The 21470-nt window shown below is 67.1% G+C and carries 26 protein-coding genes; 19 read left to right on the top strand and 7 right to left on the bottom strand.

All coding sequences use genetic code 11. The features are described from left to right. Window positions 1–42 precede the first annotated feature (42 nt). Together ACO05L_RS09630 and ACO05L_RS09635 are read right to left on the bottom strand one after the other, a co-directional pair. Window positions 43–450, bottom strand: coding sequence for a hypothetical protein (locus tag ACO05L_RS09630; protein ID WP_421728960.1), 408 nt, complete (start codon window positions 448–450; stop codon window positions 43–45). Between the two features lie 97 nt (window positions 451–547). Further along, on the bottom strand, window positions 548–940 hold the full coding sequence (locus tag ACO05L_RS09635; protein ID WP_421728961.1) for a YccF domain-containing protein: 393 nt from the start codon (window positions 938–940) through the stop codon (window positions 548–550). A 102-nt stretch (window positions 941–1042) separates the two neighbouring features. Between ACO05L_RS09635 and ACO05L_RS09640 the strand changes: the two genes are divergently transcribed. Further along, window positions 1043–2326, top strand: coding sequence for a patatin-like phospholipase family protein (locus ACO05L_RS09640; protein ID WP_421728962.1), 1284 nt, complete (start codon window positions 1043–1045; stop codon window positions 2324–2326). Between the two features lie 19 nt (window positions 2327–2345). Here the strand turns inward: ACO05L_RS09640 and ACO05L_RS09645 are convergent, their stop codons facing one another. Then, window positions 2346–2582 carry a DUF2171 domain-containing protein gene (locus ACO05L_RS09645; RefSeq protein WP_421728963.1) on the bottom strand — a complete coding sequence of 79 codons (237 nt, stop codon included), beginning with the start codon at window positions 2580–2582 and terminating at the stop codon, window positions 2346–2348. Window positions 2583–2654: 72 nt separating this feature from the next. Here ACO05L_RS09645 and ACO05L_RS09650 point away from each other — a divergent pair, with 72 nt between their 5' ends. After that, window positions 2655–2840: a DUF4169 family protein gene (locus ACO05L_RS09650; protein ID WP_421728964.1), complete on the top strand. Its 186-nt coding sequence runs from the start codon at window positions 2655–2657 to the stop codon at window positions 2838–2840. A 2-nt stretch (window positions 2841–2842) separates the two neighbouring features. Here the strand turns inward: ACO05L_RS09650 and ACO05L_RS09655 are convergent, their stop codons facing one another. After that, the gene (locus ACO05L_RS09655; RefSeq protein WP_421728965.1) at window positions 2843–3787 is read right to left on the bottom strand and encodes a DMT family transporter; all 945 of its coding nucleotides are present in this window, start codon (window positions 3785–3787) and stop codon (window positions 2843–2845) included. Window positions 3788–3902: 115 nt separating this feature from the next. Then, window positions 3903–4664, bottom strand: a complete 762-nt coding sequence (locus tag ACO05L_RS09660; RefSeq protein ID WP_421728966.1) for a Coq4 family protein — start codon at window positions 4662–4664, stop codon at window positions 3903–3905. Between the two features lie 110 nt (window positions 4665–4774). Here ACO05L_RS09660 and ACO05L_RS09665 point away from each other — a divergent pair, with 110 nt between their 5' ends. The 3 genes from ACO05L_RS09665 to ACO05L_RS09675 are packed head-to-tail and all read left to right on the top strand — an operon-like array spanning window position 4775 to window position 6250. Beyond that, window positions 4775–5257: a YbaY family lipoprotein gene (locus ACO05L_RS09665; protein ID WP_421728967.1), complete on the top strand. Its 483-nt coding sequence runs from the start codon at window positions 4775–4777 to the stop codon at window positions 5255–5257. Window positions 5258–5263: 6 nt separating this feature from the next. Further along, window positions 5264–5485, top strand: a complete 222-nt coding sequence (locus ACO05L_RS09670; RefSeq protein WP_421728968.1) for a ribbon-helix-helix domain-containing protein — start codon at window positions 5264–5266, stop codon at window positions 5483–5485. Window positions 5486–5533: 48 nt separating this feature from the next. After that, a complete protein-coding gene (locus ACO05L_RS09675) occupies window positions 5534–6250 on the top strand; it encodes an SIMPL domain-containing protein (protein ID WP_421728969.1) in 717 nt (238 codons plus the stop codon). A gap of 42 nt (window positions 6251–6292) precedes the next feature. Here ACO05L_RS09675 and ACO05L_RS09680 read toward each other — a convergent pair whose 3' ends face one another. Next, window positions 6293–6508, bottom strand: a complete 216-nt coding sequence (locus ACO05L_RS09680) for a hypothetical protein (RefSeq protein ID WP_421728970.1) — start codon at window positions 6506–6508, stop codon at window positions 6293–6295. A 198-nt stretch (window positions 6509–6706) separates the two neighbouring features. Between ACO05L_RS09680 and ACO05L_RS09685 the strand changes: the two genes are divergently transcribed. The 14 genes from ACO05L_RS09685 (at window position 6707) to ACO05L_RS09750 (ending at window position 21056) form a co-directional block, all read left to right on the top strand. Further along, window positions 6707–9073 (top strand): ATP-dependent helicase, encoded by a 2367-nt coding sequence (locus tag ACO05L_RS09685; RefSeq protein ID WP_421728971.1) that lies wholly within the window; start codon window positions 6707–6709, stop codon window positions 9071–9073. A gap of 122 nt (window positions 9074–9195) precedes the next feature. Further along, the gene (locus tag ACO05L_RS09690) at window positions 9196–9771 is read left to right on the top strand and encodes a hypothetical protein (RefSeq protein ID WP_421728972.1); all 576 of its coding nucleotides are present in this window, start codon (window positions 9196–9198) and stop codon (window positions 9769–9771) included. Window positions 9772–9830: 59 nt separating this feature from the next. After that, window positions 9831–11624, top strand: a complete 1794-nt coding sequence (locus ACO05L_RS09695; protein ID WP_421728973.1) for a M14 family metallopeptidase — start codon at window positions 9831–9833, stop codon at window positions 11622–11624. A 2-nt stretch (window positions 11625–11626) separates the two neighbouring features. Next, window positions 11627–12034 carry an MAPEG family protein gene (locus ACO05L_RS09700; protein WP_421728974.1) on the top strand — a complete coding sequence of 136 codons (408 nt, stop codon included), beginning with the start codon at window positions 11627–11629 and terminating at the stop codon, window positions 12032–12034. A 57-nt stretch (window positions 12035–12091) separates the two neighbouring features. Beyond that, window positions 12092–13447, top strand: coding sequence for a TldD/PmbA family protein (locus ACO05L_RS09705; protein WP_421728975.1), 1356 nt, complete (start codon window positions 12092–12094; stop codon window positions 13445–13447). After that, on the top strand, window positions 13444–14238 hold the full coding sequence (locus tag ACO05L_RS09710; RefSeq protein WP_421728976.1) for a 3'(2'),5'-bisphosphate nucleotidase CysQ: 795 nt from the start codon (window positions 13444–13446) through the stop codon (window positions 14236–14238). The genes ACO05L_RS09705 and ACO05L_RS09710 overlap by 4 nt, the downstream gene beginning before the upstream one ends. A 34-nt stretch (window positions 14239–14272) precedes the next feature. Continuing rightward, window positions 14273–14524 (top strand): DUF4170 domain-containing protein, encoded by a 252-nt coding sequence (locus ACO05L_RS09715; RefSeq protein WP_421728977.1) that lies wholly within the window; start codon window positions 14273–14275, stop codon window positions 14522–14524. Between the two features lie 67 nt (window positions 14525–14591). Next, on the top strand, window positions 14592–14864 hold the full coding sequence (locus tag ACO05L_RS09720) for a hypothetical protein (RefSeq protein WP_421728978.1): 273 nt from the start codon (window positions 14592–14594) through the stop codon (window positions 14862–14864). Next, window positions 14861–15076, top strand: a complete 216-nt coding sequence (locus ACO05L_RS09725) for a hypothetical protein (RefSeq protein ID WP_421728979.1) — start codon at window positions 14861–14863, stop codon at window positions 15074–15076. The genes ACO05L_RS09720 and ACO05L_RS09725 overlap by 4 nt, the downstream gene beginning before the upstream one ends. A gap of 73 nt (window positions 15077–15149) precedes the next feature. Next, window positions 15150–16997, top strand: coding sequence for an ABC transporter ATP-binding protein (locus tag ACO05L_RS09730; RefSeq protein WP_421728980.1), 1848 nt, complete (start codon window positions 15150–15152; stop codon window positions 16995–16997). Between the two features lies 1 nt (window position 16998). Then, window positions 16999–17685, top strand: coding sequence for a lysophospholipid acyltransferase family protein (locus ACO05L_RS09735; protein ID WP_421728981.1), 687 nt, complete (start codon window positions 16999–17001; stop codon window positions 17683–17685). Window position 17686: 1 nt separating this feature from the next. After that, complete coding sequence (locus ACO05L_RS09740; protein ID WP_421728982.1) at window positions 17687–18982, top strand: 3-deoxy-D-manno-octulosonic acid transferase; 1296 nt, start codon at window positions 17687–17689, stop codon at window positions 18980–18982. Then, window positions 18979–19992, top strand: coding sequence for a tetraacyldisaccharide 4'-kinase (gene lpxK / locus ACO05L_RS09745; RefSeq protein WP_421728983.1), 1014 nt, complete (start codon window positions 18979–18981; stop codon window positions 19990–19992). The genes ACO05L_RS09740 and lpxK overlap by 4 nt, the downstream gene beginning before the upstream one ends. Window positions 19993–20369: 377 nt before the next feature. Next, window positions 20370–21056: a murein L,D-transpeptidase catalytic domain-containing protein gene (locus ACO05L_RS09750; RefSeq protein ID WP_421728984.1), complete on the top strand. Its 687-nt coding sequence runs from the start codon at window positions 20370–20372 to the stop codon at window positions 21054–21056. On the opposite strand, the gene ACO05L_RS09755 is transcribed toward ACO05L_RS09750, so the two are convergent. Then, on the bottom strand, window positions 21053–21298 hold the full coding sequence (locus ACO05L_RS09755) for a type II toxin-antitoxin system RelE/ParE family toxin (protein ID WP_421728985.1): 246 nt from the start codon (window positions 21296–21298) through the stop codon (window positions 21053–21055). The two genes, ACO05L_RS09750 and ACO05L_RS09755, sit on opposite strands and share 4 nt — an antisense overlap. Between the last annotated feature and the right edge of the window lie 172 nt (window positions 21299–21470).

Here is a 21470-nt window from a genome sequence, read left to right on the forward strand (position 1 = left end):
TGCATCGCCCCGGCGTCAATCATTGTCGAAGTCAGATCGGGATTAGCCCGAGACGGTGACGGTCTCGCCTTCGAGCTTGCAGATGTCGACGCCACCGACTTCGATGGAATCGCCGTCGTCGAAGTCGGCCTTGAAGTCGTACATGCAGCTCTCGACGCCGTCTTCGATGCTGACCAGACCGCTTTCACCGGCCGAAAGAACCTGATTTCCCAGGATGTCCTGATCCCAATCCTTCGCTGCAGCCGGCGAAATATAGAGGTGGGTCAGGGTATGGCTGGTGGCGTTGGCGATGGTGAATTTGACGGGCTGGAAACCTTCGGCAGTGGGCGCGGCGGCAGGCGCAGCGGTTTCAGCGGTCGCTTCGGCAGCCGGAGCAGCGGCTTCTTCAGACGAGCCGCAGGCGGCCAGCAGGGTGGCGGCGAAGCCGACCATCAACAGGGACTTAATCATGATACTTTTCCTCTTCAGCTTATGCTGAAGCTTGGCAATTAGCCGCAGATTCTCGTTACGTCGATAACGTCGTGCGCCTACGCCGCCGTCAGCCGCCTCAAGGTTTGCGACGGATCGTCGCGCCCACCGGGGCCATCGCCAACTTGGTCAGCTCGAGGTTCTTGAGAGCGAACGGGATGCCGATGATCGAGACGAATTGGGCGATGGCGATCATCAGGTGCGACAGGGCGATGTACCAGCCAGCGAAGATGAACCAGATCAGGTTCAGGCCGATCCCGAAGCACCCGATATCCTTGCCATCCGCTTCCCCGCCCCAGATCACTTCCCTGCCGAAGGGCCAGAACGAGTAGCTGGCGATTCTCCAGGCGGAAAACGCCCATGGCAGACCAACGATGGTCAGGGCCAGGATCGCGCCGCCCAACAGCCACAGCAGGCCGGAAATCCAGCCGCCGAGCACAAACCACAGGATGTTCAGAATGAAACGGATCATGCCCGAAAAGCTGGGGCCGGAAGCCTCGCCGTGCAATAGGCCTTACATGATCGCGCCATGAATTCGCGGTAAGGCGGTGCGAACGCGCCGATGGAGACCTGCATGACCAGTCGCGGACTATTCTCGGCCATCGGACTGGCGGCCACGCTGCTGCTGGGGGCCTGCGGAACACTTGAACGACCCGACGGTCCCTTGCGGATCGCGCCCGATCAGGTCGTGCGGGTCGCCGATCCGCGCATCAGCGCCAACGACGCCGAGAAGCTGGACGCCTTGGCCGCCGACATGACGACACGTCTGGCCAATGGCAATGGCCAGTCGATCCTGGCCCTGTCAGGCGGCGGGGCCAATGGGGCGTTCGGCGCCGGCCTTCTGGTCGGCTGGAGCGCACGCGGGGATCGGCCGATGTTCGACATCGTCACCGGCGTCAGCACCGGCGCCCTGGCCGCCCCCTTTGCCTTTCTGGGTCCCCAGTGGGACGACGAACTGGAGCACGCCTACACCGGCGGCGGCAGCGACGGCCTGTTGAGCGCGCGAACCTTGGCCGCCTTCCGTAATCCCAGCCTGTTCAGCGCCCGAGTCCTGCGCACCCTGGTCGACGACAACGTCACGCCAGAACTGCTGCGCCAGATCGCCATCGAGCATGCCAAGGGTCGCAAGCTGCTGGTCGCCACGACCAATCTGGACAGCGAGGAGACGGTGATCTGGGACATGGGAGTACTGGCCAGCCAGGGCGACGAAGCGGCTCTGACGCTGTTCAAGGACGTGCTGGTGGCCTCGGCCAGCATTCCCGGCGTCTTCCCGCCCGTGCTGATCGCCGGTCTCAACGCGAACGGACAGGTGGTCGAGGACATGCACGTCGACGGCGGCGTCAACACGCCCTTCCTGGCCATTCCCGAGGATATGCTGCTGTGGACCAACCCGTCGCCCCAGACCTCGCACACTGCCCTGTATGTCGTCATCAATGGCCAGATCGGGCGCAATAACGGTGTGACGCCGGGGCGGATCAGCGGCATTCTGGCCCGAACCTATGACAGCATGAGCAAGGCCTCGCTGCGGACCGCCCTGGCCGCGACGGCGGCCTTCGCCCACCGCAACGGCATCACCATGTCGATGTCGGCCATCCCCGACAATGTCGAAGCCTCCAGCTTGAAGTTCGACAGCGCCTCGATGCAGGCCCTGTTCGAGCTGGGCCGTTCGCGGTCCCAGGCCGGTGAGGCCTGGTCGAGGGTCCGCCCCTCGGGCCGGCCCGAGGCCCTGCCCTCGCAAACGGCGCGGCCCGACCAGATACCCGACGTGTTGATGCCCGCCGCTCCGCCGACGCCAGACGCAGAAAACCCCGCCGGTGAGGGCGGGGCTTCGCAGGTCGGTGCACAGCCGGATAGCTGAGACTGGCGCCGTTTCGAGGTTAGTGCGGCTTTTCGGTCCAGCGCGCCTTGGCGTCGTCCTGGCTGACGTTCAGATGGACGTGCTCGTCGACGTGATCGACCCAGCTGACCGGGATCATGTGATGCTTGAACCCGCCTGTGAGGTCGAGCTTTGCCAGTTCGATCTGATCGCCGACGACGTGATCGACACGTCCGACGTGGCCGCCGTCGGAACCGACGACTTCGAGGTGTTCCTTGATGAGCGAGGCGTCTACCATGGGGATCTCCTGTTTCGGTTGGCGTGATGTTTCAACGCCTTGGAGCATTCCGGGTTTCATGAGGACGGCGCGATGGGCGAGATCGTCAACCTGAACAAGGCGCGAAAGACGCGCGACAGGACGCAGGCCAAGGTCTCGGCCGCAAACAATCGCGTCGTCCACGGACAGACCCGACTGGAGCGCGAGGCCATCGCGCGTGAACGCGAGCGAACGTCACGGCTGCTGGATGGCGCCAGACGCGACCCCGACCAGAGCTAGATTCAGGCTTCGGTCTCGACCGCAGGCTTGGGCGCGCGGGCGATCAACACCTGTCCGCCGACGACCAGAGCCACGCCGACCAAGGCCGTCCAGCCGAAGTCTGCGCCCTCGAACAGGGCCGAGATCAGCAGGGCGATGGGCGGCGTCAGGGCGCCGATGTAGCTGGCCAGGGTATAGCCGCGCGACCGGGCCACGCTGAAGTAGATCAGGAAAGCGACGACCGACCCCAGCACCGACAGGTAGAGCAGCGAGCCTAGATAGGCGGGCGTGGCCTCGATGCTCCAGGTCACGCCGGTGGCGACGCCGTACAGAACGACCAGCGCCGCGCCATAGCCCATGGCCCAGGCAGTCGCTGGCAGAACCTGTGAGCCGGCCTTCTGACCCCTCCAGGCGAAATAGTTGGCGATGGTCGAGACCAGGGCTCCGGCCAGGGCGAGACAGACTCCCAGGACAGCATCCGGCCCCAGACGGGCGCCCAGCAACTCGCCGCCCGACAGCACCGCCACCCCGACCGCGCCGAGAGCCGCGCCAGTCCAGACCGCGGGAGCCGCCGTCTGTTTCTCCAGCAGCCGGAACATGATGAGGTTCATCAGCGCCATGCTGGCGAAGGCCACGGCCACGATGCCCGAGGTGATGAACCCTTCCGCGTGATAGACGAAGGTGTAGCTGAGGGCGAAGGCGAACACCCCCTGCCCTGCGGCGGCGAAATGCTGGGCGCGGTTCAGGCGGATGGGCCGCCGCATCACCAGGCAGATGCCAAACAGGATCAGCGACGCCAGGCTAAACCGCCAGGCGATGGAGGCGGTCGGATCGACCGTGCCCAGTTGGAAGGTGATGGCGTACCAGGTCGTACCCCAGATCAGGGCACAGACGCCCACGCCGATCAGGGCGAGCGCTCCGGCGGGAAGGCCGAACAGCGGGCGGCTGGGTGTGGCGGGTGCAGTCACGACGGGCCTGTCAGCAAGGGGATGGCTCGAATGGACCTGCCCGCGCCCGGCCGCAAGGCCGGTTGTTGCGAGCGATCCATAAGGCCGACTTGTGAGATGGCTCGCCGACAGGACCCTAGTGGGCGGCGCGTAGTTTCAGGGTCTGGAGGGTCTCTGGCGCCACCTTGGAATAGACGGTCGCCGGACGGATCGCGAGACGAACCCTGGCGTCCTCCAGAGGCTCCGAGAACAGGGCTTCGTAGTCCAATCCGGGCAGCCAACGCGCGGCACGGCCGTTGCGCCAGGCCTGGAAGGCGGCCCTGCGGGCGGGAACGGCGCCGGCCTCGCGCTGGATCTCCCGCGCTGCGCCCCAGCCGATGAAGGCGAAGCCCAGGTTACGGGTCTGGCCATAGGAGAAGGACACGACGCAGGCCTCGCCCAGCGCATCCGTGCCATAGCCGGTCAGGACGTGCCAGATGTCGTGCACGTCGCGCAGACGGCGCGAATACCAGACGACGGGATGAGGCGCGTCGACGAAGGGAATGACCTCGCGCTCGGCCTCGGCCAGGCCGTCGGCAGTGAAGCCGCGCGCCTCGCGGAACTGGCGATAGGCGGCGCCAACCGTGCCCGGCTGGAACTGATCGAGCCAGGCTGGGTCGTCCAGCTTCTGCGCCAGCTCGTAGCCAAGAAAGGCCTGTCGCCCGCCCTCGACCGTCTGCAGCATCCGATCATAGCCGCGCGCGATCGAGCGACCGCTGAGGGCGCGCATGATTTCGAACACCTGGGCGGTGTCTTCCTTGTCGCGGATCAGCCGCTGGAAGGCGCGCAGCGCTGTCAGGGGGCGGAGTTTCTGCGGCCGGACACGGCCGAAGTCGTCGGAATAGGCGGCGCTGGTCATGGCCAAGATATAGCGCGCCAACGGGCCGATACCAACCGGTGCGGGCGGCTGGACATGGGTCGCGTGAGGTCGCAACATCTCACGACCCGCTTTCGCGAAGGAAGACCCCCATGACCCCCTCGATCAACTCGCGCAAGCCCTGGAGCCGGACGCTGGCGCTGGCGGGCGTCCTCGGCGTCGGCATGGTCGCAGCAGGCTGTGCCGTCGATCCGGGCTACGGCGGCGGCGCCGGCGGCGGCGGTCCCACCGTGGGGACGGGTATGACCATCGTCACTGTGGAGGCCAGCTATCGCGAACGGATCATGCTGCCGCCGGGCCATGTGCTGACCGTCAAGATCGAGGATGTCAGCCTTGCCGACGCTCCGGCGCGCGTCATGGCCGAGACCAGCGAACCGCTGAACGGTCGCGCACCCCCCTATTCGGTGACGCTGGGCTTCCCCACCTCGCAGATCGACCCGCGTCACACCTATGCAGCGCGCGCCTCCATATCCGACGAAAACGGGCGATTGGTGTTCACGACGACCGAACGCCATGTCGTTCTGACCCAGGGCGCACGGCCGAGCGCCCAGATCACCATGCAGGGCGTTCGCTGACTGCACATGAGCGGGTTGAAGAAGCGGTCGGTCACCCTGTCGGGACACGCGACCTCGGTGGCGCTGGAGCCGGAGTTCTGGGCCGTGCTGGATGAGGTCGCGCAGGCGCGCGGGCTAAGCCATGCCGGACTGCTGGCTTGGCTGGACCAGACGCGGGGAAGACGGCCCCTCGCCTCGGCCTGTCGAGTGCTGGCGCTGGAATGGGCGGCCGGAAAAAACAGCGTTTGACAAGGCCGGACGCGAGCGCATTCTCGCGCCGAATTCGGGGTAACGCAGATGCCGATCGACAAGAGCCTTATGCCCGCCGCCGTGTTCGGGGGGCTGATCGCCGTGGGCCTCGTCGGAGCCGGCGTCTTCATCGGACAGGGCGTCATCAACGCCCGTGTTGGCGACCGTCAGGTGACGGTGCGGGGCGTCGCCGAGCGCAATGTCCAGGCGGACCTGGCGGTGCTGTCGCTGCGGTTCACAGGCGCGGGTGAATCCCTGCCCGAAGTGCAGGCCAAGATCGATCGCGACCTGGCCCTGGTCCGCGCCTTCCTCAACCACCAGGGCTATCCCGCCGACGCCGTAACCATTGGCCGGCTGGAAGTCACCGACACCAAGGCCCGCGAATACGTCTCGCCGGAGGGCACGCCCCACTACATCCTGGCCCAGTCCGTGGTCGTGCGGACTAACGACGTGAAGCGGGTCGCCCAGACCGAGCGGGCGCTTAACGATCTGGTGCGCGAGGGGGTCGTGCTGGACTTCACCGCCCCGACCTATGTGTTCTCGAAGCTGAACGAGGTGCGGCCCTCAATGATCGCCGAGGCCACCGCGTCCGCCCGCACTGGCGCCGAGCAGTTCGCCAAGGATTCCGGCGCGCCCCTGGGGCCTATCGCCCGGGCGACGCAGGGCTCGTTCGAGATCCTGGCGCGCGAGGACGTGGACGCCGAAGCCACCTCGTTGGATAAACGGGTGCGGGTCGTGACGACGGTCAGCTATCGTCTCAGATAGCCGGCCGCCGCGCGAGTTGGGTGTTGATCAGTTGGGTGTTGATCAGTTGGTGGTCGGTCCCGGCGTCGGCACGGCGGGCGCCTCGACGCGGGGCAGGTTCACATCGACGTCGATGTCCTTTGACGCCGGCTCCATGCCGCCCCGGAAGAACATGAAATAGGCCAGGATCGCCACGACCACGAGAATGCCGCCGACGATAAAGGCCAGGCCCGCATTGCCGCCGCCGCTGTTGCCGCCGCTGTTAGTGTTGTCCGACATGATGGTTGTCCCTTCCAGTTTCCCTGTGGCGTGAGGAACGGTGGACAGGCTTGACGGTTCCGGTTGGGGGCGGCGGACGGGACGGTCAGACATTCAGAGAACAACGCGGTTCGGGCCTGACTTTGGCCACCGTACTCCCTATGTTCCCGGTTTCCCGAGTTCCTGCGGGATTCGCTCCATGACGAGATTTCCGCCGCCGTGACCGACCTGCCCGCGCCTCGCATCTCCGACCTCGCCCGCTCGCGCGGACCTGGGGGCGATCAAGGTCGCGGCCCGTCCGACTATCTGTCCGGGCTGAACGTCGAGCAGCGCACGGCGGTTGAGACGACCGAAGGCCCTGTGCTGGTGCTGGCGGGCGCCGGCACCGGCAAGACGCGGGTGCTGACCACGCGGCTGGCCCACATCCTGGCGACGGGCCGGGCCAAGCCCTGGGAACTGCTGGTCGTCACCTTCACCAACAAGGCCGCTCGCGAGATGCGCGAGCGGATCACCCACCTGATCGGACCGTCGGCCGAAGGGCTGCGCTGGCTGGGCACCTTCCACTCGGTGGCGGCCCAGATCCTGAGGCGGCACGCCGAACTGGTGGGCCTGAAATCCAGCTTCACCATCCTGGACACCGACGATCAGGAGCGGATCCTGAAACAGCTGCTGGAAGCGGCCAATATCGACACCAAGCGGTGGACGCCCAAGTCGCTGTCGCATCTGGTCGATCACTGGAAGAACCGCGGCTGGACGCCCGAGACCCTGCCGCCGGGCGAGGATTTCGCCAACGGCAAGGGCCACGCCCTGTACGCCGCCTATCAGAACCGGCTGGCCAACCTGAACGCTTGCGACTTCGGCGATTTGTTGCTGCACAACCTGACGATTCTTTCGAAACACGCGGACATCGCTCAGGAATATCGCCAGCGGTTTCGATATATCCTGGTTGACGAGTACCAGGACACCAACGTCGCCCAATACCTTTGGCTGCGTCTGCTGACCTCCAGCACCGGCAACGTCTGCTGCGTTGGCGACGACGACCAGTCCATCTATGGCTGGCGGGGCGCCGAGGTGGATAACATCCTGCGGTTCGAGCGCGACTTTCCCGGAGCTAAGGTCGTAAGACTTGAGCGCAACTATCGGTCAACCCACCATATTCTGGGTGCGGCGTCTGGGCTTATTGCGGCCAACCGCGACCGGCTGGGAAAGACCCTGTGGACCGAGGATAAGTCTGGGGACAAGGTCAAGGTCCGTGGCGTCTGGGACGGCGAGGCCGAGGCGCGTCTGATCGGCGACGAGATCGAGACGGCCAGGCGGCCCCATGCCGGCGAACCCGGCCTGAAATACGCCGACATGGCCGTGCTGGTCCGGGCCTCCTTCCAGATGCGGGCGTTCGAGGAACGCTTCGTCATGCTGGCCATCCCCTATGTGGTGATCGGCGGCCCGCGCTTCTTCGAACGCGCCGAGATCCGCGACGCCCACGCCTATATGCGGCTGATCCAGTCTGAAGAGGACGACCTGGCCTTCGAGCGGATCGTCAATGTGCCCAAGCGCGGCATCGGCGACACCAGCGTGCAGAAGATCCTGGCCTTCGCGCGCCAGGCGGGCGTCCCTGCCCTGTCGGCGGTGCGCGACCTGATCACCTCCGACGAACTTCAGGCGCGAACGCGCACGGCCCTGTCCAACTTCGTGCGCGACATCGACCGCTGGCGCGCCCTGGCCGAGGACACCCGCCACTGGTCCGTCATGGAGACGGTGCTGGAAGAGAGCGGTTACACCGACATGCAAAAGGCCGACCGCACCAGCGGCCAGACGCGGTTGGATAACCTCAAGGAACTGGTCCAGTCGATGCAGCAGTACGAGACGCTGCAGGCCTATCTGGAGCATGTCTCTCTGGTCATGGACCTGGATCGCGGGGCCGGCGACGACGCGGTCCAGATCATGACCCTGCACGGCGCCAAGGGGCTGGAGTTCCCTCTGGTCTTCCTCCCGGGCTGGGAGGAAGGCGTGTTTCCGTCCCAGCGCAGCATCGACGAAAAGGGCGAAAAGGGTCTCGAGGAGGAACGCCGCCTTGCCTATGTCGGGGTGACGCGGGCCAAGGCCCAGGCGCGGATATCCTTCGCCGCAAACCGCATGGTCTATGGCCGCTGGACGACGCAACTGCCCAGCCGCTTCGTCGACGAACTGCCCATCGACCACGTCGAGGCCGAGAGCGACACCGGCTATTACGGCGTCTCGTCCGGCATGAAGGAGGCCAAGTCCCGCTGGGACGAAGCGCCGTCGTTCGGGGCGGGTTATTCGTCGCCTGGCTGGAAGCGGGCGCAGAGCTTCACGGCCGCCAAGCCCCCGCCGTCCAAGAACTCAGGCGACCGCTACGCCCGCACGGCGGTGATCGAAGGCCAAGGGCGCCTGATCGCCACCGCCGACCCCAAGGCAGGATCTGGCTGGGCAAAGGGCCAGCGCGTGTTTCATCAGAAATTCGGCTATGGCGTCGTGCGCGTCATCGAAGGCAACAAGCTGCTCATCGACTTCGAGAAGGCGGGCGAGAAACGGGTCATCGACACCTTCGTGGAGAAGGCCGAGTGACGACGCCCGTCGCGTCTTTGACCCGTCCACAGGCGGGCGATCGCTGCATGGGTGACGAGGCGGGAATCACGCCCTAGGGTCTGAAGCGGACGAACGGTCGACCGGACATCTGGAGCGGACATTTGAGCGACGCCTTCAGTTTCATGTTCGCCTTTTACGGGCTGGTGCTGGGCTTGGCCCTGGCTGAGATCGCAGCCGGATTCTCGCGCGCCTATGACGAGCGCAACATCCGCCGGATCGGCGTCGTCGCGCCCCTGTTTGGCCTGCTGCTGCTGATCGACCTGATCACCTTTTGGACCAATGCCTGGGCCTATCGCGATCTGAGCGAGGTGAGTTTCCTCACCGCCCTGGGCGTCGCCTCGGTGTCCCTGCTGTATTATTTCGCCTCGACCCAGGTCTTCCCCAAGGCGACCGAAAAGGAGAACCTGGACGATCACATCATGCAGAGCCGCCGTGTCGTGGTGTTCTGCGTGATCGCCGCCAATCTGATCACTCAGGTCCCGCCGCTCTACATCGCTCTCACCACCCAGCAGTCGCTGATCGAGACCGTGGTCTGGGCCGCGCTGAACCTGACCTATTACGGTCTTCTAACGACGGCCGCCCTTGCGGCCACAAAGCGGACGGTGGCGTTCGCGCTGGCGGCGACCATCACCTTTGTGGTGGGGGCGACCATCATCTTCTCCTATTTCCTGGGCTGAGCGCCATGCACCTGGTCCTGACGTCCATTCTGGCCCTTCTTCTGAGTACGAGTTCTGTCATGTCCCAGACACCGTCCAATCCGCGGTCTGCTTCCGTGTCCAACACCGCGCCCTGGGATCAGGACTTCCTGCCGCCACCGCCTGCCTGGAACGGCGCCAGCCGCGCTCTGCTGCGCGACGCTTCCGATCCCTGGGCCAGCGGATTTGAGATCGACCCGGAGCATGACTTCAGCCCGAACTACATCGACACCCGCGCCTGGTTCGACCGGCTGGATGCAGCGTCCGACCTGATCCGCATCGAACAGTTCGGCGTCTCTCCCGAGGGCCGGCCCATCTATGCCGTGATCGCTTCGAAGGACGGCGCGACCTTCGATCCGGCCAAGCCCGTCGTGCTTGCCCAGGCGGGCATCCATCCGGGCGAGATCGACGGCAAGGACGCGGGCATGATGCTGCTGCGCGACATCGCCTTCTACGGCAAGGACAGCCTGCTGGACCGGGTCAACCTGATCCTGATCCCCATCCTGTCGGTGGACGGGCACGAACGCGCCTCGGCCTATTCCCGCCCCAACCAGCGCGGCCCCCGTATCCAGGGCTGGCGCAACACCGGCACGAACCAGAACCTGAACCGCGACTTCATGAAGTTGGACCAGCCCGAGATGCGGGCGGTCATGGGCCTGATCCAGAAATACCACCCCAGCCTCTATATCGACATCCACGTGACCGACGGCATCGACTACCAGTACGACGTCACCTACGGCTTCAACGGGGAGAATGGCGGCTATTCGCGTTCGCCCGCAATCTCGGCCTGGTTGGACGGCGTGCTCAAGCCCGAGATGAATGCGGCGCTGGAGGCCCAGGGCCATATCCCCGGCGAACTGGTCTTCGCTCTGGACGACCGCGATCCCAAGGCGGGCCTCAGCGACGGCGGCCTGGGCGAGCGTTATTCCAACGGCTGGGGCTCGGTCGCCCACACCCCGACCATCCTGATCGAGAACCACAGCCTGAAGCCGCATGAGCAGCGTGTGCTGGGGACCTACGTCCTGTTGGAAGAGGCGATGCGGCTGCTGGCCGACCACGGCTCCGACCTGACCGCCGCCATCGCCGCCGACCGCCGGCTGCGGCCGGTCGAAATCCCCGCCAATTTCGCCCAAGGCGCGGAGCCCACTTCGACCCGCGCCTTCAAGGGCATCCTGTACGATACCTATGACAGCCCCGCCTCGGGCCGGTCGGAACTGCGCTGGTTGGGCCGCGAAGACCCGCAGATGTGGCAGGTCCCGATGTTCACGTCCGAGCCTACCCTGACCCTGGCCCGACCCGCCGCCTATTGGGTGCCGGCCTATCGCACCGACATCATCGAGCGGCTGCGCGGTCATGGCGTGACGATGGAGACGCTGGACGCGCCGCGCACCGTCTCGGTCGAGATGCTGCGCCTCGAAGACCCCGAGGTCGCCCGCGCCACGAACGAGGGCCACGTCGCCATCACGGTGAAGACGGTGACGCCGGAGCGCCGGGACTGGACCTATGCCCCCGGCTCGGTCCGGGTTTCGACCGACCAGCCGCTCGGCGACATGGTCGTTCTGCTGCTGGAGCCGCAATCGAACGAGAGCTTCTTCGCCTGGGGGATGTTCGCCGAGGTGCTGAACCGCGTCGAATATATCGAGGGCTATGCCATCGCCCCGATGGCGGAACAGATGCTGGCCGCAGATCCGACGCTGAAATCCGAGTTCGAGGCGAAGCTGGCCGCCGATCCCGCGTTCGCCGCTGACCCCGACGCGCGGCTGGGCTGGTTCTATGAGCGCACGCCGTTCTACGATGACCGCTACCGACTCTATCCGGTCGGCCGGGAGAACTGATCATGTTCACGACCCTGACATCCCTGCAGGTCGCGTCGTTCTGGAGCGGGCTGCTGGTGCTGCTGCTCGTCGTCCTGTCGGCGAGAGTGGTGCTGAACCGCAGGAAGCACCGCGTCCTGCTGGGCGACGGCGGGGTCGCAGAAATGACAATCGCCACCCGCGCCTTCGGCAATGCAGCGGAATATATTCCGGCCGGGATCGGAGCCCTGATCCTGTTGGCCTTGATCGGGGCTCCCGCCTGGGCGGTGCAGTTGGTGGGCGGAGCCATGTTCATCGGCCGGCTGATCCATCCTCTGGGGGTCAAGACCACGGGCGGCGTCACCCTGCCCCGCCTTCTCGGCATGGTGCTGACCCTGCTGTCGCTGATCGGCGCCGGGATCATTCTGGTGGTTCACCCGCTCCTGGCCTGATCCGCCCTTCTGGCCTGATCCGGTTGCGTCGACGAGGCGGGGCGGCCATATCGGGGTATGTCCGATACCGCCAAGACCGCCTCCGCTTCCGACTTTTTGCATGATCTGGTCGCCGCCGCCCTGAAGGCCGGGGCCGACGCCGCCGAGGCGGTCACCGCCGAACGCCGCGCCCTGTCCGTCGGCGTCCGCAACGGCGAACTGGAAGAGGTCGAACGCGAGGAATCACGCGACCTGGGCCTGCGAGTCTTCGTCGGCCGGCGTCAGGCCTCGGTGTCGGCGTCCGACCTGTCGGAAAAGACCCGCGCGCGTCTGGTCGAGCGCGTCGTCGCCATGGCGAAACTGGCGCCCGAAGATCCCTATGCGGGCCTGGCTCCGCAGGACCGCCTGAACAGGGGGCCGCATCGCGAGTTGGACCTGTTCGACCCCTCCGAACGCTCGGCCGCCGAGCTTGAGGCCGTCGCCGCCGAGACCGAAGCCGTCGCTCTGGCGGTCGAGGGCGTCGCCCGGTCCGAGGGGGGTTATGCCTCCAACTCGGCCAGCCAGTGGCGGCTGGTGACCTCGCACGGCTTTGATGGTCGCTACGAAGGCTCGGCCTTCTCGCTGGGCGTCGGCGTCATCGCCGAAAAGGACGGAGCCATGGAGCGCGGGGGCGAGAGCCGCACGACGCGCCACCTATCGGACCTGCCCGACGCCCGCCTGATCGGCGCTGAGGCCGGAAAACGCGCCGTTTCCCGCACAGGGCCGCGCAAGATCGCCTCGACCACGGCCCCCGTCATCTTCGAGAACCGCGTCGCCACCCAGGTCCTGTCGCCTCTGCTGGGCGCCATCTCCGGCCCCTCGATCGCGCGCGGCTCGTCCTTCCTGAAGGACAAGCTGGGCCAGTTGGTCCTGCCCCAGGGCGTCAGCCTGATCGACGATCCTTTCCGTATTCGCGGCCTGGGCTCGACGCCGTTCGATGACGAGGGCGTGGAGGTTCAGGAGCGCAAACTGATCCACGACGGCGTCCTGACCACCTGGCTGCTGAACAGCGCCTCTGCAGCCCAACTGGGTCTGCAGTCGACGGGCCACGCCTCGCGCGGTCTGGCCGGGCCTCCGGGCGTGTCGGGCCACAACCTGCACCTGACGCCGGGCGAGCGCGATCTGGCCGGGCTGATGGGCGACGCGGCCAATGGCCTGCTGGTCACCTCCATGTTCGGTCCGTCGCTGAACGCCAACACAGGCGACTGGTCGGCGGGGGTGTCGGGCTTCTGGTTCGAGGACGGCCAGATCGCCTATCCGGTCAGCGAGGTCACGGTCGCCGGCAACCTGATCGCCCTGTGGTCGCGCATGGTCCCGGGTTCGGACCTGGAGTTCCGCTCCAGCGCCAACAGCCCGTCGCTGCTGTTCGACGGCGTGGCCATCGCCGGGAAATGAGCGACTATTCGGCTGACCTTGACCTGATCCGCGCCGCCGCGCTCGAAGCGGGCGCCCTGGCGCTGTCGGAGCGCGAGAAGGGCCTGACCATCCGGCACAAGGACGGCGGATCGCCCGTCACCAATGCCGATCTGGCGGTGGACGCCCTGCTCAAGGACCGGCTGCTGTCGGCCCGGCCGGACTATGGCTGGCTGTCGGAGGAAACCGCCGACACGCCCGACCGGCTGTCGAAATCGCGCATCTTCGTGGTCGATCCGATCGACGGCACCGTGGCCTATATGAAGTCCAAGCCCTGGTGGTGCGTGCCCATCGCCGTGGTCGAGGACGGACGGCCGGTCGCCGCCGTCATCCACGCCCCGATGCTGAACGAGACCTTTGAGGCCACCCTGGGCGGCGGGGCCCGGCTGAACGGGCATCCGATCACAGCCTCCGACACCGACAGCCTGGACGACGCCTCGGTCCTGGCCGACGCCCGGCTGATGGAGGGACCGCAGTGGGACGAGCCCTGGCCGGACATGAGGTTCGAGAAGCGCAACGCCATCGCCTATCGCATGGCCCTGGTCGCCGCCGGGGCCTTCGACGCCGCTATCGCCCTGACGCCCAAATGGGACTGGGATGTCGCGGCGGGCGATCTGATCGTCCACGAGGCGGGGGGCAAGGTCACCGATCACCATGGCCGACCCTGGCTGTTCAACCGTGCAGATCCGCGACAGTCCAGCCTGATCTGTTCGGCGCCGGGGCTTCACCCGTTGATCGTGCGGCGCACAAGGCCTATCCCGCTGGCAAAATAAAAGCCCTCCCCAGCTTTTTCGGACACTCAATCCCATGGCCAAGAACGAAGCGACCTCGTCGCAACTCCTCCACCTCGTCATCGGCGGCGAACTGCGCCACCTCGACGCCCCCGTCTTCCGCGACCTGTCGCAGGTCGAGTTCGTCGGCGCCTATGGCAGCTACGACGAGGCCAAACAGGCCTGGAAGGCCCGCGCCCAGGCCACCGTCGACAACGCCCACATGCGCTTCTTCATCCTGCACGCGCACAAGATGATCGATCCGCGCGGGGATACGTCGCAGGCCTGATGCGGAACCTGGCGGTTCGGCGAGACGCTGTGAGGCCACAGGTCAAGCTTGTCGAAGGAGGCCGTGAATGGCGCCCACACTGATCGTTCTTGGACTTCTGGTCCTCGGCGTCGCCATCGTCGCCTGGGCCACCCGCCGCAGGCCGGGCCAGCCCCGGGTCGTGCGCCACGAACAGGACATCCTCTGGAACGATCCGGCGAGTTCCACTGTCGGCCCCCTCGACAAAACCCCGCTGCTGACCCCGCTCTCGATCACGCCGCCCTCGCTGATCCACGACAGCGATCCGTTCGCGGGCGCCCCGCTGGCCACGCCCCTATCCACGACGGAGCCACGTCCATGAACCTGTTCGGAACCGAACTGGGGTCGTCGCAGATCATGGCCCTGGTCGGTCTGGTGGCGACCCTGATCCTCTGGCTCTTCGTTCTGAGGGGCGAGCGCAGCTATGCGCGGTGGTTCCGCGCCTGGGAGGCCGACCGCAAAGCACGTCGCGAAGCGCAGAACGGCGCCACCGGAAACGACGATGGTCCCTCGCACGGCGGCCCCTGGGGTTGAGCCCTCGCCGTTACCTGCGGCATGACCAGCACTGTGGGTTGACTTGGCGCCCGGCACGTCCGACCCAGAGCCGATGACCGCCGCGTCCCCCCTTCCCACCACACCTGATTCCGACGCGGAAGACAAAGCGCTGCGTCCCCTGCTGGCCCGGATCTGGCGCGACTACCTGTCGGCGCACAAGGCGGTGCTGATCACCGGCATGGTCTGCGCGGCCCTGTCCGGCGGCTTCTCGGCCCTGCTGCTGGGCCTGCTGGAGCCGGCGATCAACGGCCTGTTCGTGCCGGGCAACGAGGTCAAGGTGTTCGGCGTCCACCTGACGGGCGCTCAGGCCGTGATCTGGATTCCCCTGACCATCCTGCTGGTCGCCATGCTGCGGACCATCGCCACGGCGGTTCAGGCGGCGCTGGTCAACCGGCTGGGCCACGGCATCGTCGGCGACATCCAGGCCCGCCTGTTCGGCGCCATGATCCGCGCCGACCTGGCCCGCCTGCGCGGCCAGCACTCGGGCTCGTTCGTGTCCTCGGTCCTGTATGACGCCAACCTGGTGCGCGAGACCTTCACCACGGGCGTGGTCAACTACACCCAGCACGGCCTGACCCTGGTGGCGGTCATCGGCTATATGGCCTGGATCGACTGGCGGCTGACGCTGATCGTCCTGGCCGCCATTCCCGTCGTGTCCTGGCTGCTCAGGGTGTTCGGCGCCCGTACGCGCAAGGCCGCGCGGGGCGCCATGGCCGAGAGCGAGAACCTGTCCACCGCCCTGATGGAGAACTTGGACGGGGTCCGGCTGATCAAGATCGAGAACCGCGAGGCCGCCGAACAGGCCCGCGTCGCCGAGGTCATCGCGCGCCGCCAGCGCTTCGTCATCAAGGGCGCCAACACCCGCGCCTTCTCCGGCCCCGTCAGCGATCTGGTGGCCTATTCCGTCGTCGCCGCCGTGATCGGCTTCGCCGGGTGGCAGGCCCAGGCGGGCGTCATGAACGTGGGCGAGTTCGCCGCCTTCATCGGCCTGTTGATGGCCGCCGGCCAGTCGCTGCGCCAGGTCACCAACCTGGCCACGGTGATCTCGGAAGGCCTGACCGCGACACGGCGCCTGTTCACCGCCCTGGATATCGAGCCGGAAATCCGCGAGGCGGCGGCGCCCAAAGCCCTGCCTGCGGGCCCCGCAACCATCGCCTTCGACCACGTCGCCTTCGCCTATGCCGGCACGGAAGCCCCCACCCTATCGGACGTGTCCCTGACGGTGAAGCCGGGCGAGACCGTCGCCCTGGTCGGCCCCTCAGGCGGCGGCAAGAGCACCATCCTGTCCCTGCTGCCACGCTTCTATGACGTGACTTCGGGTGCGGTGACGATCAACGGCGTGGATCTGCGCGATCTGAACCTGGCCGACCTGCGCGCCCGCATCGCCCTGGTGACGCAGGAGCCCTTCCTGTTCGACGACAGCATCGCCGCCAACATCGCCTATGGCCGCACGGACGCCACGCCGGAACAGATCGCCGACGCCGCCCGGTCCGCCGCCGCGCACGACTTCATCACCGCCCTGCCCGACGGTTATCAGACTCGCGCCGGAGAGGCCGGCCTGCGCCTGTCGGGCGGCCAGCGCCAGCGCATCGCCATCGCCCGCGCCTTCTTGAAGGACGCGCCCATCCTGCTGCTGGACGAGGCGACCTCGGCGCTCGACACCGAGAGCGAGGCCCTGGTCCAGGCGGCGCTGGAGCGGCTGATGCAGGGCCGCGCCACCCTGATGATCGCCCACCGCCTGTCCACCGTGATGAACGCCGACCGCATCCACGTGGTCGAGGCCGGACGCATCGTCGAGACCGGAACCCACAAGGCCTTGATCCGCAAGGGCGGCCTCTATGCCCGGCTGGCCCGACAGCAGTCGCTGGACGGAGCCCCCGACATAGCGGCCGTCACCTGAGATGAGGCCGCTTCGAAACCCCGTCATCCAGTCCGTCCTGTCATGGGTCATGGCCAGCTGGATGCGCTTCTGCTTCGCCACCATCCGCTGGACGCACGAGAACCGCGAGGTCGCCCAACAGGTATGGGCGGACGGCGGCGGCGTCATCTGCGCCTTCTGGCATTCGCGCATCGGCCTGTCCCCCGCCTGCTGGCCCCTGGACAGAGCACAACCCGCCAAGGCCTTGATTTCCCTGTCCCGAGATGGCCAGTTCATCGCCAAGGCCGTGGCCCTTCAGGGCTTTCCGGCGGTGCGCGGTTCGTCCGGTCGCAAGGATGGCGGCGAGGCCTCCAAGGGCGGATCGCAGGCCCTGCGCGACGGGTTGAAACAGCTGAAGATCGGCGCCCTGGCCATCACGCCCGACGGCCCGCGCGGCCCGGCCCGCCAGATGGCCGAGGGCCTGCCCGTCATGGCGAGGATGTCGGGCGCGCCGGTTCTGTTCATCGGCATGTCCTGCAATCCCGCCGCCAGGCTCAGCAGTTGGGACCGCGCCGTGATCCCCCTGCCGTTCGGGCGCGGGGCCATCGTCTGGGACGTGGATCGCTTTCCGGCTGGCGGCGACGTGGCCGAGGTCGCCCGCGCCTGGACCGAGCGACTGACCGCGGTGGAGGCCCGCGCCGACGCCATCACCGGCCTGGAAAGGCTGTGACGTGAGCCCCGCCCTCGTCGCCTATCAACTGTTGACCCGGCTGCTGGAGCCCCTGGCGCCTCGCCTGCTCGACGCCCGCGTCAAACAGGGCAAGGAGGATCCGGTTCGCGTGGATGAGCGGCTAGGCCTGAGCGGCGCCCTCCGGCCCGAGGGCGAACTCGTGTGGCTGCACGGCGTCAGCGTGGGCGAGACCCTGTCCCTGCTGCCCCTGGCCGAACGGCTGACGAAGTCGCGACCCGACCTGTCGGTGCTCGTCACCTCCGGCACCGTCACCTCGGCCGAGCTTTTGGCCCAGCGCCTGCCGCCGGGCGTGATCCACCAGTTCGCGCCGGTCGATGGCCCCCAGGCCGTCGCCGCCTTCCTGGATCACTGGCGCCCGTCGCTGGGCGTTTTCGTCGAGAGCGAGATCTGGCCCAACCTGATCCTGACGGCCAGGGCGCGCGGCGTGAAACTGGCCCTGGTCAGCGCGCGCGTCACCGAACGCACGGCGCGCGGCTGGGCGCGGTTTCCGGGCGCGATCCGGCGCCTGCTGGCCGCCTTCGACCGCATCCTGCCCCAGGACGCGGCGTCCGCCGAGCGGTTGCAGGCCTTGGGCGGTCAGGTCGACGGGCTGGTGAACCTGAAGCTGGCCGGCGGTCCCCTGCCCCATGACGCCAAGGCCTTCACCGGCCTGAGCGCAGCCATTGGCGACCGGCCGGTGATCCTGGCCGCCAGCACCCATCCGGGCGAGGAAATGGCCATCGTCCGCGCCCTGGACGCCCTGTCCACCCGGCCCTGCCTGATCCTGGCCCCGCGTCATCCCGAGCGGGGGGCCGAGATCGCCACCGCCCTGACGGCCGAGAACTATCGTTTCGCCATGCGGTCGCGCGGCGGCGGACTGGACAACGGCACCGACATCTATGTCGCCGACACCCTGGGCGAACTGGGCCTGTTCCTGCGTCTGGCCGATGTGGTGATCATGGGCGGCAGTTTCGCGCCCGCTCTGGGCCTGACGCCTGTCGGCGGTCACAATCCGTTGGAGCCCGCGCGCCTGGGCAAGCCCGCCGTCACCGGCCCCGACGCGTCCAACTGGGCCTCGGTCAGCAGCGCCTTGCTCGAACAGGGAGGGCTGGCGATGGTCGCCACTCCTGGCGACCTGCCCGCCGTGGTCGGCCGCCTGCTGGACAACCCCGCCGCCGCCCGCGCCATGGGCGAGGCCGCGCGACGCACGGCGGGCGAGGCTGGGGGCGAGTTGGATCGCCTGTGGGACAGCCTGCAGCCCCTGTTGCCGCTCAGGTCGCCAGGACGTGGCCGATGAAACTGTCCACGCCCCGCTGGTGGTATGTCCGCGGCTCCAGTCATGCGCGGGTTACGCGGATACTGTTGAAGCCCGCTTCGTGGCTGTGGGCCGCCGTCACCGCCCGCCGCATCGCCCGCGCTGTCCCCGTCGATCCGGGCGCACCGGTCATTTCCATCGGCAATCTGACGGTCGGCGGATCGGGCAAGACGCCGGTCGCGCGCGAGGCGCTGCGGCTGTTGCGCGCGGCAGGCATAGACGCCCAGGCCCTGTCGCGCGGCTATGGCGGCGCGCTGGAAGGACCGATCCGCGTCGATCCCGCCGTCCATGATGCGGCGGCGGTCGGCGACGAACCCCTGATGCTGGCGCTGGGCTCGCCCGCCTGGATCGCACGCGATCGCCTCGCCGGAGCCCGCGCCATGGTCGAGGCAGGCGCCCAGGCCCTCGTCCTGGACGACGCCCACCAGAACCCCACGCTGCGAAAGGCCCTAAGCCTGATCGTCGTCGACGGCGAGACGCGCGGCGACGAATGGCCGTTCGGCGATGGCTCAGTATTCCCGTCCGGCCCGATGCGCGAGCCGCTGAAGGCCGGCCTGGCCCGCGCCGACGCCGTCGTCATCCTGCTGCCCGGCGACGTCACCGAGGCCGATCCGGAGTTGCTGACGACGTTCGAGGGCCTGCCCGTCTTCGTCGCGCGGCTGATCGCCGATACGCCTCCGCCACCAGGCCCTCAGGTGGGCTTCGCCGGCATCGCCAAGCCATGGAAGGTCGAGCGCAGCCTGATCGCGGCCGGTTGCGACCTAGTCGATTTCGCGCCCTTCCCGGACCACGCTGACTATCGCGAACAGGATCTGGCCTTCCTCGCCGACCGAGCGTCGCTGCTGAATGCGGGCCTCGTCACCACCGAGAAGGACTGGGTCCGGCTGCCCCCGGCATGGCGGGACCGGGTCGTGTCATGGCCCGTGGCCGCCAAGTTCGACGACGAGGCAGAATTCAGGGCCTTCGTGCTGAACGCTATCGGACACGCATGACGGAAAGTCGCTGAGCGACCCAATAATCGCCCGATTTCCGGGTTCCGACCAATCAGTTGTAAGTTTGACGACTTGGTTCCGCCGATCACGAGAGTTTTATCTCGATGAAAGCTATCCGCAATCGGGGTCGTCGATGCCCCAAGGGGCGTGGACTGACAGCGCTGGCCGCATGGCCGCTGGGCGAGTGACTGGCGGGTTTGGGCCCTACCGCTTTCGGGAATATCCCCGTCCAGGCGAAGCTTCACGACCAGCTGATACCCCCCGTGTTACAAGCGCGGCAGTAAGGTGTTCAGACCGTTTCAACCCCGGCTCAGGTTGAAACGACCTGCGGGTTCGTGAAACAATCCGGCTTCAATCAACCGCGCGAGGGGCGTCGCATGCGGCTATCCAGACGAAGCCTAGTCATGGGCGGATCGGCGGCGATGCTCGCCGGCTGCGCCTCCACCGATACGGTCCAGACGCCTTTGATGGCGGCCGCACCCGCGCCGACGCCGGCGCCTGCGCCCGTCATCACGACGGCTCAGATCACGCCGCCGCCGCTGGACCCTTATCGCCAGGTCCGCCCAGAGCTGATGCAGCGCGCCATGCAGGCGCTGGATGTCCATCACCAGCGGATCCCGTTGCGCGACCGGATGTATCTGGTCGATTTCCAGAAATTCTCGGGCGAACAGCGGTTCTACGAGGTCGATCTCTACAGCGGCCAGGTCCAGGCCTTCCGCACTTCCCACGGCCGGGGCTCGGATCCTCAGCATTCCGGTTACGCCCGCAACTTCTCCAACACGCCGGACAGCTACATGTCCTCCGTCGGCGCCTACGCCACAGCCGGTGCGGGCTGGGGCTCTCAACAGGGACCTAACGTCCTGCTGGACGGGCTCGAGTACTCAAACAACATGGCGCGCGAACGGGCTATCATCGTCCACGGCGCCAACTATGCCGACCCGGACTTCCTGGCGCGCGAAGGCAAGCTGGGCCGCAGCTACGGCTGCTTCTCGACCGCCCACACCGACCTGCCGATGCTGCGCGAGCGCATGGGCGAAGGCCGGCTGCTGTTCGCCGGGGCTTAACGCTCCGGCCTGCGGGCCGAATGACGAATTTTGATGATGCGAATCTCGTCGGGCAAGACGACATAACGGATCAGATAGGGCGGAATGGCGAGAAGATCGCGTGTGCCCGACCGTACGGCTTGGCCTCTGTCAGGAAACTCCGTCAAGCTTTCCGCTGCAGCGATGAGCTTGCGTGTGAAGCGCTGCGCGGCAAGAGGATTGAACCCGGCCACATAGGCGCCGATCGCTTCCAGATTTTCCACTGCTTCGTCCGACCAGGTTACTCGCCGCATTTTGGACGAGGCAGAGGATTGTCGGTACCCCAGGACAAAAGCCAACGCTTGACGGCTTCATGGCTGATTACGCGACCCGCGTCGAAGTCCGCCAGACCTCGCAGAGTCGACGCCTCATCCGCGGCATCGTCGGGGATGTCGA

Origin of the sequence: Brevundimonas sp. (assembly GCF_965227765.1) — a bacterium.
Taxonomy (GTDB): domain Bacteria; phylum Pseudomonadota; class Alphaproteobacteria; order Caulobacterales; family Caulobacteraceae; genus Brevundimonas.

Excerpts from the sequence above, each read along its gene's own strand:
- ACO05L_RS09715 (WP_421728977.1), top strand. The coding sequence starts at position 14,273 with ATGGCCAAGAACGAAGCGACCTCGTCGCAACTCCTCCACCTCGTCATC.
- ACO05L_RS09680 (WP_421728970.1), bottom strand. The coding sequence starts at position 6,508 with ATGTCGGACAACACTAACAGCGGCGGCAACAGCGGCGGCGGCAATGCG.
- ACO05L_RS09635 (WP_421728961.1), bottom strand. The coding sequence starts at position 940 with ATGATCCGTTTCATTCTGAACATCCTGTGGTTTGTGCTCGGCGGCTGG.
- ACO05L_RS09665 (WP_421728967.1), top strand. The coding sequence starts at position 4,775 with ATGACCCCCTCGATCAACTCGCGCAAGCCCTGGAGCCGGACGCTGGCG.
- ACO05L_RS09645 (WP_421728963.1), bottom strand. The coding sequence starts at position 2,582 with ATGGTAGACGCCTCGCTCATCAAGGAACACCTCGAAGTCGTCGGTTCC.
- lpxK (WP_421728983.1), top strand. The coding sequence starts at position 18,979 with ATGAAACTGTCCACGCCCCGCTGGTGGTATGTCCGCGGCTCCAGTCAT.
- ACO05L_RS09705 (WP_421728975.1), top strand. The coding sequence starts at position 12,092 with ATGTCCGATACCGCCAAGACCGCCTCCGCTTCCGACTTTTTGCATGAT.
- ACO05L_RS09720 (WP_421728978.1), top strand. The coding sequence starts at position 14,592 with ATGGCGCCCACACTGATCGTTCTTGGACTTCTGGTCCTCGGCGTCGCC.
- ACO05L_RS09640 (WP_421728962.1), top strand. The coding sequence starts at position 1,043 with ATGACCAGTCGCGGACTATTCTCGGCCATCGGACTGGCGGCCACGCTG.
- ACO05L_RS09735 (WP_421728981.1), top strand. The coding sequence starts at position 16,999 with ATGAGGCCGCTTCGAAACCCCGTCATCCAGTCCGTCCTGTCATGGGTC.
- ACO05L_RS09725 (WP_421728979.1), top strand. The coding sequence starts at position 14,861 with ATGAACCTGTTCGGAACCGAACTGGGGTCGTCGCAGATCATGGCCCTG.
- ACO05L_RS09660 (WP_421728966.1), bottom strand. The coding sequence starts at position 4,664 with ATGACCAGCGCCGCCTATTCCGACGACTTCGGCCGTGTCCGGCCGCAG.
- ACO05L_RS09700 (WP_421728974.1), top strand. The coding sequence starts at position 11,627 with ATGTTCACGACCCTGACATCCCTGCAGGTCGCGTCGTTCTGGAGCGGG.
- ACO05L_RS09670 (WP_421728968.1), top strand. The coding sequence starts at position 5,264 with ATGAGCGGGTTGAAGAAGCGGTCGGTCACCCTGTCGGGACACGCGACC.
- ACO05L_RS09710 (WP_421728976.1), top strand. The coding sequence starts at position 13,444 with ATGAGCGACTATTCGGCTGACCTTGACCTGATCCGCGCCGCCGCGCTC.
- ACO05L_RS09650 (WP_421728964.1), top strand. The coding sequence starts at position 2,655 with ATGGGCGAGATCGTCAACCTGAACAAGGCGCGAAAGACGCGCGACAGG.
- ACO05L_RS09730 (WP_421728980.1), top strand. The coding sequence starts at position 15,150 with ATGACCGCCGCGTCCCCCCTTCCCACCACACCTGATTCCGACGCGGAA.
- ACO05L_RS09750 (WP_421728984.1), top strand. The coding sequence starts at position 20,370 with ATGCGGCTATCCAGACGAAGCCTAGTCATGGGCGGATCGGCGGCGATG.
- ACO05L_RS09695 (WP_421728973.1), top strand. The coding sequence starts at position 9,831 with ATGTCCCAGACACCGTCCAATCCGCGGTCTGCTTCCGTGTCCAACACC.
- ACO05L_RS09630 (WP_421728960.1), bottom strand. The coding sequence starts at position 450 with ATGATTAAGTCCCTGTTGATGGTCGGCTTCGCCGCCACCCTGCTGGCC.
- ACO05L_RS09675 (WP_421728969.1), top strand. The coding sequence starts at position 5,534 with ATGCCGATCGACAAGAGCCTTATGCCCGCCGCCGTGTTCGGGGGGCTG.